10 protein-coding genes are annotated in these 13,533 nt (G+C 67.3%); 8 read left to right on the top strand and 2 right to left on the bottom strand.

What is annotated here, in order from left to right; genetic code table 11:
- Positions 1-114 precede the first annotated feature (114 nt).
- Positions 115-1,134 carry a sugar kinase gene (locus tag AAD027_RS00730; protein ID WP_341724098.1) on the bottom strand — a complete coding sequence of 340 codons (1,020 nt, stop codon included), beginning with the start codon at positions 1,132-1,134 and terminating at the stop codon, positions 115-117.
- 239 nt (positions 1,135-1,373) lie between these two features.
- On the opposite strand from AAD027_RS00730, the gene AAD027_RS00735 reads away from it, so the two are divergent.
- Together AAD027_RS00735 and AAD027_RS00740 are read left to right on the top strand one after the other, a co-directional pair.
- Entirely contained in the window at positions 1,374-4,145 is a 2,772-nt protein-coding gene (locus tag AAD027_RS00735) for a TonB-dependent receptor (RefSeq protein WP_341724099.1), read from the top strand.
- Positions 4,146-4,688: 543 nt separating this feature from the next.
- On the top strand, positions 4,689-5,216 hold the full coding sequence (locus AAD027_RS00740) for an IS1595 family transposase (protein ID WP_425605378.1): 528 nt from the start codon (positions 4,689-4,691) through the stop codon (positions 5,214-5,216).
- A gap of 710 nt (positions 5,217-5,926) precedes the next feature.
- Here AAD027_RS00740 and AAD027_RS00745 read toward each other — a convergent pair.
- A complete protein-coding gene (locus AAD027_RS00745) occupies positions 5,927-7,285 on the bottom strand; it encodes a pectate lyase family protein (RefSeq protein ID WP_341724101.1) in 1,359 nt (452 codons plus the stop codon).
- A 150-nt stretch (positions 7,286-7,435) separates the two neighbouring features.
- On the opposite strand from AAD027_RS00745, the gene AAD027_RS00750 reads away from it, so the two are divergent.
- The 6 genes from AAD027_RS00750 (at position 7,436) to kduI (ending at position 13,435) form a co-directional block, all read left to right on the top strand.
- Positions 7,436-8,293: a 2-keto-4-pentenoate hydratase gene (locus AAD027_RS00750; protein WP_425605362.1), complete on the top strand. Its 858-nt coding sequence runs from the start codon at positions 7,436-7,438 to the stop codon at positions 8,291-8,293.
- Positions 8,290-9,285, top strand: coding sequence for a TRAP transporter substrate-binding protein (locus tag AAD027_RS00755; protein ID WP_341724102.1), 996 nt, complete (start codon positions 8,290-8,292; stop codon positions 9,283-9,285). Before AAD027_RS00750 ends, AAD027_RS00755 begins: the two co-directional genes overlap by 4 nt.
- Before the next feature lie 10 nt (positions 9,286-9,295).
- Complete coding sequence (locus AAD027_RS00760; RefSeq protein ID WP_341724103.1) at positions 9,296-9,814, top strand: TRAP transporter small permease; 519 nt, start codon at positions 9,296-9,298, stop codon at positions 9,812-9,814.
- Positions 9,815-9,817: 3 nt separating this feature from the next.
- Positions 9,818-11,101 carry a TRAP transporter large permease gene (locus AAD027_RS00765; protein WP_341724104.1) on the top strand — a complete coding sequence of 428 codons (1,284 nt, stop codon included), beginning with the start codon at positions 9,818-9,820 and terminating at the stop codon, positions 11,099-11,101.
- 156 nt (positions 11,102-11,257) lie between these two features.
- Complete coding sequence (locus AAD027_RS00770) at positions 11,258-12,316, top strand: LacI family DNA-binding transcriptional regulator (RefSeq protein WP_341724105.1); 1,059 nt, start codon at positions 11,258-11,260, stop codon at positions 12,314-12,316.
- Positions 12,317-12,586: 270 nt separating this feature from the next.
- On the top strand, positions 12,587-13,435 hold the full coding sequence (gene kduI / locus AAD027_RS00775; RefSeq protein WP_341724106.1) for a 5-dehydro-4-deoxy-D-glucuronate isomerase: 849 nt from the start codon (positions 12,587-12,589) through the stop codon (positions 13,433-13,435).
- Positions 13,436-13,533: the final 98 nt, after the last annotated feature.

Raw genomic sequence — 13,533 nt, forward strand, 5'->3', positions numbered from 1 at the left:
CAGTGTGAGTGAAACGGACATAAAGAAAAGTCCGTCCAGCCATATTCAGACGATACTTTTGCTTGCCACTGGAATGCCGCTTTGCAGCATTCCCGTGCCCGGCGCGTGCCGGGATCAGCGCTTCACGTCGAGGCTGTTTTCGCTCAGGAACGCCTGCACGTCGGCCACGCCCACCAGGTTGAAGTCGCCCGGCAGCGAATGCTTCAGGCAGGCCGCGGCCACGCCGAAGTGCAATGCGTCGGCCGCCGACATGCCGGTGAGGTCACCGTGCAGCACGCCGGCGGCGAAGGCGTCGCCGGTACCGATGCGATCGACGATGGGCGAGACCTCATAGGCGGGCGTGGTGTGCAAGGCGCCGTCGCGCAACGCCGTGATCGCAGACAGCGCGTGATGGTCCACGCTGCGCTGCACGCGCACCGTGGCGGCCATCCGATCCAAGTGCGGGAAGGCATTGAAAGCGGCCGCCGCACCGGCGGCGAAGCGCTCCTGCGGCGTGGCCTGCGGGAACTCCAGGCCCAGCACCACCTGCAGGTCGCGATGGCTGGCGAACAGGACGTCGGCCTCGGACATCAGCCCGCGCAGGATCGACGGCGCATCCCCGCCCCAGGCTTCCCACAGCTTCGGCCGGAAGTTGCCGTCGAAGGACACCTTGACGCCGGCGGACCGCGCGGCGCGCACCGCGGCCAGCGTGCCGTCGGCGGCCTGCTGCCCCAGCGCCGGGGTGACGCCGCTGACATGCAGCCAGTCCGCGCCCCGCAACAGGGCGGGCCAGTCGTGCCGGCCGCCGCCGCTGCGCGCGAAGGCCGAGTCCGCGCGGTCGTAGAGCACTTCGCTGGGGCGCTGGATTGCACCCGGTGTCAGGAAGTACAGCCCCATCCGGCCCGGCACGCCCAGCACGCCGGCGGTATCGACCCGGTGCCGGCGCAACTCGCCCAGCGCGGCCTCGCCCAGCGCGTTGTCCGCGACCGCGCCGACCATCCGCGCGTCGTGGCCGAAGCGCGCCAGCGACACCGCCACGTTGGCCTCGGCTCCGCCGACATGCACGTCCAGCACCGGCGATTGCAGCAGCAATTGCCGCCCCGGCGCGCCCAGGCGGAGCAGCAACTCGCCGAAACAAACGACCTTCCCCTTCATTGGAACCGCTCCCATGGTGGTGTTCCGAACCTGCCGTATTGTGCGCTGCCGGTATTGTCCCCGGGACACGATAAACCGGTCCGGACGACAGTTGTTGTTGCAGCGCACACTCTGATAGCTTTCGTTTTGACCAGCGGTGTCATTTTACCGGCTGGGAGATCATGGAAGGGTGATCCAAGCAGATTTTGCTACTAAAACAGCCGCGAAAAGCGGTCATGGTCCCTTGAGGAGGGGAAAACATGCCAGTCAGTCATCACCACCGGAAGACACCGGTTACCTTGCTTGCCGTCTCCATCGGCCTGGCGCTGCAGATCGGCGCGGCGCAGGCGCAGGACGCGGCGCAGGGGCCGGTGGACACCACCCTCGACACCATCAGCGTGACGGGTTATCGCGCCAGTCTCGAGAAGGCGCTGGACATCAAGCGCGGCGAGGCGGGCGTGGTGGACGCCATCGTCGCCGAGGACATCGCCGACTTCCCCGACCTGAACCTGGCCGAATCGTTGCAGCGCATTCCCGGCGTGTCCATCACCCGCGACGGCGGCGAGGGCCGCAACATCTCGGTCCGCGGGCTGGGGCCGCAATTCACCCGCGTGCGCATCAACGGCATCGAGGCGCTGGCCACCGGCGGCGGCACGGACACCTCCGGCGGCGTGAACCGGGGCCGCGGTTTCGACTTCAACACGTTCGCTTCCGAGCTCTTCAGCCAGTTGCTGGTCCGCAAGACATCGTCCGCGGATGTCGAGGAAGGTTCGCTCGGCGCCACCGTCGACCTGCGCACGGCGCGTCCGTTCGACTACGACGGATTCACGCTCGCGGTCGGCGGCCAGGTGGGCTACAACGACCTGACCGACGGGACCGACCCGCGCGGCACCTTCCTGATCAGCAACACCTTCGCCGACAACACGTTCGGCGCGCTCCTGTCGGTCGCCTACACCGACCGCAAGGTCGTCGAGGAAGGATCCGATTCGGTGCGCTGGGCGAACGGCCCGTCGAACGGCAACTTCAGCGCTTCTTCGCCGTTCGCGCGCGCACGGGACGCCGACGTGTACCACCCGCGCATCCCGCGCTACAACGTGTACACGCACGACCAGGAGCGCATCGGCGTCACCGGATCGCTGCAGTTCCGCCCGAGCAACAGCACCGAGCTGGCGCTCGACGTGCTGTACGCGCGCTTCGATGCGAACCGGGTGCAGGACAACATGAACGCGGTGTCCTTCAGCCGCGGCAACGCCAACCCCGACCCCGCCACCAATCCCGCCACCGGCAAGCCGAACACCGTGGTGCTGGATGGCGAGGTCGATTCGCGCGGCAACCTGGTGTACGGCGTGTTCGACAACGTCGACATCCGCACCGAGGGGCGCTACGACGAGCAGACCACCGACTTCCTGCAGTGGGGGTTGTCGCTGCGCCACAAGTTCAACGACGCGCTGACGCTGGACGCGCTGCTCGGAAGGTCCGAGTCGGAGTACGACAACCCGATCCAGACCACGATCATCGCCGACAAGTACGACGTCGACGGCTACTCGTGGGATTACCGCGGCAACAGCCGCCGGCCTGTCTTCGGCTACGGCAACATGAATCCGCTCGATCCGACCGGCTGGACGCTGGCCGAGATCCGGCTGCGCCCGCAGTACGCGAAGAACGAGTACGACACCGCCCAGGTCGACCTGACCTGGACCGCGTCCTCGTACTTCACCCTGAAGGGCGGCGTGCACTACAAGGACTACACCTACACCGGCCGCGAGTGGCGGCGGTCGTCGGAACTGAGCGTGCCCGCGGACGGCGATGCGGCCCTGGCCGGCCTGATGCGCGAGTTCGGCCTCTACGGCCTCGGCGCCGGCGGCGTCAATCGCTGGGTGGTACCGGACGTGGCCGCGTTCGCGCGCGCCTTCGACATCTACAGCAACAGCGGCATCTACGCGGTCTCGGACACGTTGTCGAACGTCGCGGCCAACAACCGCGTCGTCAACGAGGAAAGCACGGGCTTCTACCTCCAGGGCGATTTCTCGTTCGACATCGGTCCGGTGCCTTTCCGCGGCAACGTGGGCGTGCGCCACGTCAAGACCGACCTGACCAGCGACGGCTGGTCGTTCGTGGGCAGCGAAGCGGTGAAGACGCGGGTGACGCACGACTACAGCGACACGCTGCCATCGTTCAACCTGATCGCCGAAGTCACGCCGGACTTCCTCGTCCGCCTGTCGGGCGCCGAGGTGATGTCGCGCCCCAACCTGGGCTTCCTCAACCCCGGCGCCACGGTGACGGTGAGCGGCGGCGCGCGCACGGTCGCCACCGGCAACCCGAAGCTGGATCCGTTCCGCGCCAAGACGCTGGACCTCAACCTGGAGTGGTACTTCAGCAACGAAGCCCTGTTGTCGCTGGGCCTGTTCTACAAGGACATCGACAGCTACATCCAGACCTCGCGCGAGACGCGTCCGTTCAACACGTCGGGATTGCCGGATTCGCTGCTGGCCGGCACCGGCGCCCTGCCGACCGACGAGTTCACGTTCCAGCAGCCCCTCAACACGCCCGGTGGCGAGCTGACCGGTTACGAGATCAGCTACCAGCAGCCTTTCACCTTCCTGCCCGGGTTCTGGAAGGATTTCGGCGTGCAGTTGAACTACACCTACGTCGATTCCGACATCCAGTACCTGAGCTCGACCGGCGCCCCCTCCGCCAAGGGACCCATGGTGGGCCTGTCGAAGAACGCATGGAACGCCACGCTGTACTACGACAACAGCAAGTTCTCCGCGCGCGTGTCGGCCGCCTATCGCGACGAGTACCTCAACCAGATACCGGGCCGCGAGGGCAGCGACGTGGAAGGCACGAAGGAATCGACGACCATCGACGCCTCGCTGTCGTACAACATCACCGACAACTTCAGCATATCGCTGGAAGGGCTGAACCTGACCGACGAGTGGAGCGACCTGTGGATCGATTCGGTCGGCGACCGCTCGATCGCCTACACGCATACCGGTCGCCAGTACATGCTGGGGTTCCGCTACAAGTTCTGATTTCCCCTCCCCTGGCGCGTCCACGACATGCCGTGGCGCGATCCTCCGAAGCCCGGCCACGCGCCGGGCTTCTTTTTTAGAACCTGTTCACTATCTCGAAAAAGCGAGTTCATCATTCCGGCGGCTTTCAACAGCCGAATGGCTGGTCAAGCCGGAACCCAGCGACTTTCATTGAGTCGGCGCGAGCATTCCGAAGAGCCAAAAACACTGGGTTCCGGCTTGCGCCGGAATGACGGGTCTTTTTTTAGGTAATTCCCAAGCAAGCCGGACCAAATCTGAGAGGATTTGGTCATGAAGCAATGTCCTGCTTGCGGTGGTAGCCGACACTACGGCCTGTCGGATGGACGGCTCAAATGTCGCGCTTGCGGCAAGCGGTTCACCTGGACATCGGTGTGGGACTCGGTGCGCTTACCAGGCACCAGCAAGCACCGCCTGCTGGAGTTGTTCGTGCTCGGTGTGCCGTCCTACCGGCAGCGTTTCCGGAGTGATACCACGGCCGCCACCCGTGAACGGTTCTACCGGCTGGTGCGCGCGTGCTGCGCGATGGTGGAGCAACTGCGGGAGCCGTTCGAGGGCGCGCTGGAACTGGACGAAACCACGTTTGGGGGCGCCAGGAAGGGCAAACGTGGTTGGGGTGCTGCCGGCAAGGTGATCGTCTTTGGACTGATCAAGCGCAACGGTCAGGTCAAGGCCATGCCGATCGCGGCGCATGACCGGGCCTCGGTCATGCAGCAGATCGATGCGCACAGCCGTGAAGGTTCGCTGTACTACACCGACGAGTGGCAGGCCTACGCCACCTTACGCTTGCGCGGCGAGCATGTGATGATCCGCAAGGAGAAGGGACGGCCTCTCGGACGTGACCACATCAATGGCATCGAGGGCTTCTGGAGCTATGCCAAGAACTGGCTGTATCCCTACCGGGGCGTGCCCTCCCAATACTTCCATCTGTACCTGGCCGAAGTTTGCTACCGCTTCAACCACCGCCAGCAGGATCTCAAACCCCTGCTTTTCAGGCTTTTGAAGGCCACTTCGATCCAGGAACTGCGGCCCATTCTGGTCCGGAAAGCTTAGGAATTACCTTCTCGAATACCGGCCGCGCTGCTCGAGCCGGCCGCGCCGCTCGAGATCGTGAACAGGCTCTTACAAGCCCAGGCGTGGGCATGGGATGCCTTTCCATCCCCCGTCCGCCTGCGGGGACAAACGGGAACTGCCGGATTGTTCCGCACGCACTGTTGCTGTACGAAGACGTGCCAGTGGACGTGGTGGGCGGACTCCTGTGGCGACTGCCTTGCAGCCGCGCTCTCCGCCAGAACAACGGTGATGTGGAGGCAGGCGCGGCGCCCGCAACACAGGCGTGAAGGTGTCGTGCGGGATCGACGGACACTTCACGCTTTCGAGGGCACCCATCCGAGCGGCGAGTCCAGCGGCCTGCACGTGGCTTCGGTGGGCGGTCGCGCATCGTTCACCACTGCACCGGTCACTCGTGGCACGTCGGCGCGCGGTTCCACTTCCCAGGCGAGCATCGCCCGCGCCTGCCAGCACCGTTCTGCGGACCAGCGGCGACTTCCCATATCTTCATCATGGGCGACGGCATCCGCCCATACGCAGGCCGGAGGGGCACCGCGGCGGGCGTTTCGATGGCCGCCATGCGCGCAGCGAGGAAGCGCATGCATGATGCATGCGCTCCGGATGACGTCTTCCGTCCCGGATCCTCGTAGACCGATCCGGTTGACGAAGGCACCACCCCGCGCCTGCATACACAAGCACGGGGGGCGATCGGCTCAGCGCAGCGGTTCGCCGCGCTGGTAACCGGCCAATGGTTCCATCGTATCGAGGTCCCATTCGGCTTCGACGAACGGCTTGCGGGTTTCCGCATACTGCGGATAGCCGCCGACCTGATCCTGGCTGTCGATGATCTCGCCGCGCCCCTCGATCGCGTCGGCGACGATGCGGCGGTCGATCAGATCGCGGTTCCACGGTGTGGCGCCGGCTGTCAGGATCACCGCGTCCTGCACCTGCGCCGAGTGCAGCGGCCTCACCCCGAACGGCAGTTCCGGCGCCCGCTGCAGGCGACTCACCTTGACCGGCGCCGTCGTATAGCGGCCGATCTCCGGGATCGTCGGTTCGCCGATCACATCCACCAGCAGATTGTCCTCGGTGTAGAGATCCACATCGCCGGAGCCGCCGATCATGAAGAACGCCAGCGGCTTGGTATCGTGTCCCGCCCGCAACACGTTGCCGCGCAAGACCATGCGGCCGGTTTCGTAATCGTGCCCGATCCATTCCTCCGCGATCAGGTTGTAGTGCGCGGCGCGCGCGCCGGGGTTGTAGATCAGGTTGTTGATCACCTGGCCGCTGGCGCCGCCCTTGAACAGCGGATTGCGCTCGTAGTTGTGCGCGTACAGGTTGCCGACGATCAGGATGTCCTGCACATGGTCGTGCACCAGCGTGCCCTTGGAGTGCTCGCCCTTGGCGTGGCTAGCGTAGGCCAGGCCCTCGGCGATGAGGTTGTTGCTGAAGGTGATCCGGCGCGAAGTGCCGTTGCGGAAGTCCTCCGCCGTCTTGCCGCCCTCGATGAAGCGCGTCCCGGACGCGGACAGGCCTTCGTCCGTGCCCCAGGTCAGAGAGCAATGATCGACGATCACGTCGTGCGCACGCACCGTGGAGATCGCGTCGAAATCGAAGCCGCTGAGCTTCGGCTTGCCGGCGTCGCCGGGCCGCACGCGGATATGGCGCACAATGACGTCGTGGGTGGCGATGTCGATGCCGCCGCGGATCAGGGTGATGCCCGGCGCCGGCGCTGTCTGGCCGGCGATGGTCAGGAACGGCTCCTCGATGCGCAGGGTCTTCACGTCCAGGTCGATCACGCCGCCCACCTCGAACACCACAATGCGCGGCCCCTTGGTGCTGACCGCCTCCTTGAACGAGCCCGGCCCGTCGGCCGCCAGCGTCGTCACCCGGATGACCTGGCCGCCCCGCCCGCCGGGCGTGTGCGCGGCCCAGCCCTGTGCGCCGGGAAAGGCCAGCTTGCCGGATTCGGCCGCCAGCGCGGTGGATGCTGCCAGCGCCAGCAGCAGCGCGGGCAGGAAACGGATCAGTCGATGGCCGGCGACCGACAAAGAACGGACAGTGCGGAACATTGGCTCCCTCCCAGGAGTGGACCGATGGAGCGTGCATCGGGAATGGATTTTGCGGCAGTGCACATTGTCAATGACACCGGTTTACCATATACAGGTCATCAACCTGCGCTGTCACTCGGCAGTGCAACAAAACAGCGGGGGAGAACCCACTTGAGTACCGACCACAGCGGCACGGCGGGCGCACGCGAAGAGGCACCGGAACTGGCCGCCATCGCAGCGCGCTTCGTCGGCGCGCGCCGGCAGGGGCAGTCGCTGCCCGCATTCCCCGGCGAGATACCGCCCGACCTGGCCACCGCCTACCGCGTGCAGGACATCGCGATCGGACAGTGGCCGGACCCGGTGGTCGGCTGGAAGGTGGGCTTCATCGCACCGGAACGCCGCGACGTCTCGGGGGACGAACGCTTGCTGGGCCCCGTCTTTGCCCGCGCGCGCCAGTTTGCTATCGGTGGTCAATTGTCGTTCGCGGTGTTCGCGGGTGGCTTCGGCGCGGTCGAGGCCGAGTACGTGCTGCGGCTGGACGCCGATGCGCCGGAAGGCAAGACCGACTGGACGCCGGACGAAGCCGCCGCGTTTCCTTCCTCGCTGTTCATCGGCATGGAAGTGGCCAGCAGCCCGCTGGCCACGATCAACCAGTTGGGACCGCGCGTGGTGGTGTCCGATTTCGGCAACAACAACGGCCTGATCGTGGGGCCGGGAATTATCGGCTGGGCCTCGATCGCGGAAACCTCGCTCACCTGCCGGACCTTCATCGATGATCGACAGGTCGGCCAGGGGGGAGCGACGACGTTGCCGGGCGGGCTGCGCGCCGCGTTCGCGTTCGCGCTGTCGCGCTCCGCGCGCCGCGGGCGGCCGCTGAAGGCCGGCGACCTGGTCGCCACCGGCAACGCCACCGGCATCCACGACATCCTGCCCGGCCAGCAGGCGCGCATCGAGTTCGACGGCCATGGCAGCATCGTCGCCCGCGCGGTGGCCGCCGCGCCGATGGACGAAGGAGACTGGCCCGCATGATGAACCGCCGTCGTTTCCTGGGCGCCGGCATCGGCGCCGCGCTGGCCGCGCCGCTGCTGGGCTCGCCCGTACTGGCGGCCGGCGGCCCGCATGTGCTGACCGCCACCGACGTGCACGTGAAGGACTACCCCACGGTCGAGGCGGTGCGCTGGATCGGCGAAACGATGGCGCGCGAGACCGGCGGGCGGGTGACGATCCGCCAGTACCACTCCGGCCAGCTGGGCCGCGAGTCCGAGGCCATCGACATGGCGCGCTTCGGTGCCATCGACATGACGCGCGTCTATTCCGGCGCGCTGAACAACGCCTTCCCGCTGACCCAGGCGCTGTGCCTGCCGTACGTGTTCGACTCGGTCGCGCACATGCGCCGGGCGATGGACGAAGGCGTCGGCCGGGCCGTGCTGGACGGCTTCGCCAAGCGCGGGCTGGTGGGCCTGGCGATCTACGATTCCGGTGCGCGCTGCTTCTACAACGCGCGCCGGCCGATCCGCGCGCCGGCCGACCTGCACGGCATGAAGATCCGCGTGCCGGTGTCGGACATCTTCATCCGCATGCTGCGGCTGTTCGGCGCCAACCCCACGCCATTGGCGCTGGGCGAAGTGTTCTCCGGGCTGGAAACGCACATGATCGACGGCGCGGAGAACAACATCCGCAGTTTCCACTCCAGCCGGCATTTCGAGGCCGCGCGCTACTGGTCGCAGACCGAGCATTCGTACGCGCCGGACGTGCTGCTGGTATCGCAGCGCACGCTGGAGGCGCTGCGACCCGCCGACCGCGAACTGCTGCTGGACACCGCGCGGCAATCCGTCGCGGTGATGCGCCGGCTATGGGATGCATCCGAGGCGGAGGCGCGCGCGGCCGTGTCCGAGGCCGGCGTGCAGCGCAACGATGCCGACCTGGCGGCCTTCGCCCGCGCCGCGCAACCGTTGCTGGCCGAATACCGGCGCGACCCCGCCATCGACACGCTGTACCGCCGTATCCGCGACCTGGCCTGAGAACGACGCGATGTCCGAAGAAACCCCGACGCTTCCCGCCTCGCCCCTGCAGCGCGGCATGGACCTGCTGTCCAACGCCGCCATCGCCGTGGCCGTCGCCGCTCTGCTGGGGCTGGTGGGGGTGCAGGGCTGGCAGGTGATCGCCCGCTACGTGATCAACGACTCGCCCAGCTGGACCGAGCCGGTCACCGTGCTGCTGCTGACCACCGCGATGAGCCTGGGCGCGGCGGCGGGCGTGCATACCCAGCGCCACTTCGGTTTCTTCCTGCTGGCCGACGCCCTGGGGCCTCGCATGAAGAAGCTGGTGCACGCGGCCTCGCCGCTGGTCATCGCGGCGATCGGCGCGGTGATGGCGTACTGGGGCGTCATCCTGCTGGTCGATGGGCTGGACATCCGCATCGCCGGCGCGCCGATGCCGCAGAGCATCGGCTACCTGCCGCTGTCGGCGGGCGGCGCGCTGATGGTGGTGTTCGCCCTGTACCGGCTGCTGCTGGTGCTGCGCGCGCCGTCGACCGGCGAGGCCCGCTGAGCCATGGCGATCGCCCTGCTCTTCTCGCTCTTCGCCCTCCTGCTGCTGATCGGCGTGCCGGTGGCCTATGCGCTGGCGGCCTCGTCGCTGGTCACGCTGCTTTACCTGGACCTGCCTTCCATCGTGCTGGTGCAGCAGATTTCCTCGGGCACCGGGTCCGCCTCGCTGATCGCCATCCCGCTCTTCATCTTCGCCGGCGAGATCATGCTGCGCGGCGGCATCTCCGAGCGCCTGATCAGCCTGGCGGCGGCGCTGGTCGGCCGGCTGCGCGGCGGGCTGGGCCAGGTCAGCATCCTGTCCTCGCTGTTCTTCGGCGGCGTGTCCGGCTCGGCCATCGCCGACGTGTCGGCGGTGGGCGGCACGATGATCCCGCAGATGATCAAGCGCGGCTACGACCGCGACTATGCGGTCAATGTCAGCATCACCGCCGCGCTGGTCGCGCTGCTGGTGCCGCCCTCGCACAACCTGATCCTGTTCTCGGCCGCGGCCGGTGGCGGGCTGTCGATCGCCGACCTGTTCGCCGCCGGCATCGTGCCGGCGCTGCTGATGACGGCGGTGCTGATGATCACCGGCTGGGCCGTCGCGCGCAGGCGCGGCTACGGCGTGGAACCGTTCCCCGGCATGCGTGCGGTGCTGTTGCGGCTGGTGGCGGCGCTGCCGGGCCTGGGCCTGGTGGGGCTGATCTTCTTCGGCATCCGCGCCGGCATCTTCACCGCGGTGGAAAGCGCGGCGATCGCGGTGGTCTACGCGCTGCTGGTCACCAGCGTGCTGTACCGGCAGTTGTCGCTGAAGGAATTCTTCGCCACGGTGACGCATGCGGCGCGGACCACCGGCGTGATCCTGTTCGTGATCGCCACCGCGGCGGTGTTCGGCTGGCTGCTGGCCTACCTGCAGGTACCGGCGGCGGCGGTGGATGCGTTGCAGTCCATCGCCCACAGCAAGTACACCGTGCTGCTGTTGATCGTGCTGGTGCTGTTGCTGCTGGGCACCTTCATGGACCTGGCGCCGATGATCCTGATCTGCACGCCGATCTTCCTGCCGGTGGCGCGCGCCTACGGCATCGATCCGATCCACTTCGGCCTGGTGCTGGTGCTGACCGGCGGGCTGGGCCTGGTGACGCCGCCGGTGGGCTCGGTGCTGTTCATCGGCACCGCCATCGGCAAGATCACCATCGCGCAGAGCATGCGCACCATCTGGCCGTTCTGGCTGGCGGGACTGCTGGTGCTGCTGGTGGTGGCGCTCTTCCCCGAACTGTCGCTGTGGCTGCCGAAGGTCCTGAGAGGATGAGAAGGCCCCGCCTGTCGCCCTCCGGGGAATCCGGACCGTCGTCGCCAGCGCGCCGCGCCTGCCGGCCTCGGTCGCCGTTCCCGGTCCGGCTCACGGGCCCTGTCCCCAACCGCTAGAATCCTTTCACGACACCCCATACAAGGCCGTTCCCACCCCATGCCCGCGCGCAAGAAGCCCGAAAGCCCCGCACCCCGCCCCGCCAGCGGCAGGGCCGCGACCATCAACGACATCGCGCGGCTTTCCGGTGTGTCGAAGAAGACCGTCTCGCGCATCATCAATCACTCGCCGCTGGTCCGTAAGGACACCCGCGAGAAGGTGGAGGCGCTGATGCGCGAAGTCGGCTACGTGCCCGACCCGATGGCGCGCGGGCTGGCGTTCCGGCGCTCGTTCCTGATCGGCATGGTCTACGACAACCCGACCGCGCAGTACATCGTCAACATGCAGTACGGCGCACTGGACGCGCTGCGCGATTCGGGCTTCGAACTTGTCGTGCACCCCTGCGACAGCCGCAGCCCGGGCTACATCGACGGCGTGCGCCGCTTCGTGCAGCAGCAGAAGCTGCACGGCGTGATGCTGGTGCCGCGCGCCTCCGAGGACCAGGCGCTGGCCGACATGCTGGCCGAGATCGGCGTCCGCTACACACGCATCGCCTCGGTGTCGATGGACGAACCCTCGCGCATGGTGGTGACGCACGACCGCAACGGCGCCGCCGAGGCCGCCGAGTACCTGCTGTCGCTGGGCCACACCGACATCGCCCTGATCACCGGCCCCAGCGCCTACCGCTCGGCCATCGAGCGCACCGACGGCTTCGTCGAGGCGTTGGCCCAGCGTGGCATCGAGTTGCCGAAGGCGCGCATCATCGAAGCCGGCTACACCTTCGAATCCGGCGTGGTCGCCGCCGAGAAGCTGCTCTCCGGCAAGAACCGCCCCACCGCCATCTTCACCGGCAACGACGAGATGGCCGCGGGCGTCTACAAGGTCGCCCTGCGCGCCGGCATCAGCATCCCGCGCCAGCTGTCGGTGGTCGGTTTCGACGACAGCCCGCTGGCCTCCCGCCTGTGGCCGTCGCTGACCTCGGTGCGCCGCAATACCCGCGACACCGGCCGGATCGCCGCCGCCATGCTGATCCAGCCCGAGGGCGGCGCCCCCGCCCTGGCGGCCGCCAGCATCCGCCCGCACCTGGTCATCCGGGATTCCTCGCAGCCGCCGGAGTGAGGCTGGGATTGGAGATTAGGGATTCGGGATTGGCAGGAGCGGTCGCTCGCAGCCAACTTCCCCTCACCGGTACGGCAACCGGATCTTCCACATTCCCTTTCGGCCCATCGGCCACCTGATTTCCACAAATCCCGAATCCCCAATCCCGAATCCCCGCTCCCCCTGCCGCACCGCAAAATGACACCGGTTACCAAAGCCATTAGAATCGCCCCATTCCATCCTGCCCGCACCCGGCCGCAGCCGCGCGCCGCCCTCCACGGAGCCTGACGCATGTTCTGCAAGACCTATCACGCCACCCACCCCGACATGATGGACGGCGCCAGCAACGACCAGCTGCGCGACCGCTACCTGATCGGCGACCTGTTCGTGGCCGACACCGTGCGGCTGAATTACTCGCACAACGAACGCTTCGTGATCGGCGGCGCCGCGCCGGTGTCGAAGAAGGTCGAACTGCCGCGCCAGACCGAACCCGCCTCGGCCGCCGGCAAGCCGTTCCTTGAACGCCGCGAGCTGGGCGTGATCAACGTCGGCGCCGGTGCCGGCAAGGTGACCGTGGACGGTATGGCATACGCGCTGGGGCCGAAGGACGGCCTGTACGTGGCGATGGGCAGCGCCGACGTTTCGTTCGAGTCCGACGATGCGGGCACGCCGGCGAAGTTCTACCTAACCTCGACGCCCGCGCACGCGCGCTTCGAGACCAAGCAGCTCTCGATCAAGGACGCCGTGGCGCTGGAACGCGGCGCGCTGGAGACCAGCAACGAGCGCACGATCTACCAGTTCATCGTCCCGGCCACCTGCCAGTCATCGCAGCTGCTGCTGGGCCTGACCGTGCTGAAGACCGGGAGCGTCTGGAACACCATGCCGCCGCACCTGCACGATCGCCGCAGCGAGGTCTATTTCTACTTCGACCTGGCCGAGAACGACCGCGTCTACCACTTCATGGGCGAGCCGGAAGCGCAACGCCACATCGTGGTGAAGAACGACGAGGCCGTGGTGTCGCCGCCGTGGTCCATCCACATGGGTTCGGGCACCAGCAACTACGCCTTCATCTGGGCGATGGGCGGCGAGAACCTCGACTACACCGACATGCACGTGCTGGACATCTGCCAGCTGAAGTGAGGCAGCGCCGGGCTCGCCCGGCCGGACGCTCCACCGAAGCCGGAACCCGCAGCGGAGCAGGCTCCGCTCCACACCAAGACACCCACGCAACGCGTCCA

Origin of the sequence: Pseudoxanthomonas putridarboris (assembly GCF_038321125.1) — a bacterium.
Taxonomy (GTDB): Bacteria; Pseudomonadota; Gammaproteobacteria; order Xanthomonadales; family Xanthomonadaceae; genus Pseudoxanthomonas_A; species Pseudoxanthomonas_A putridarboris.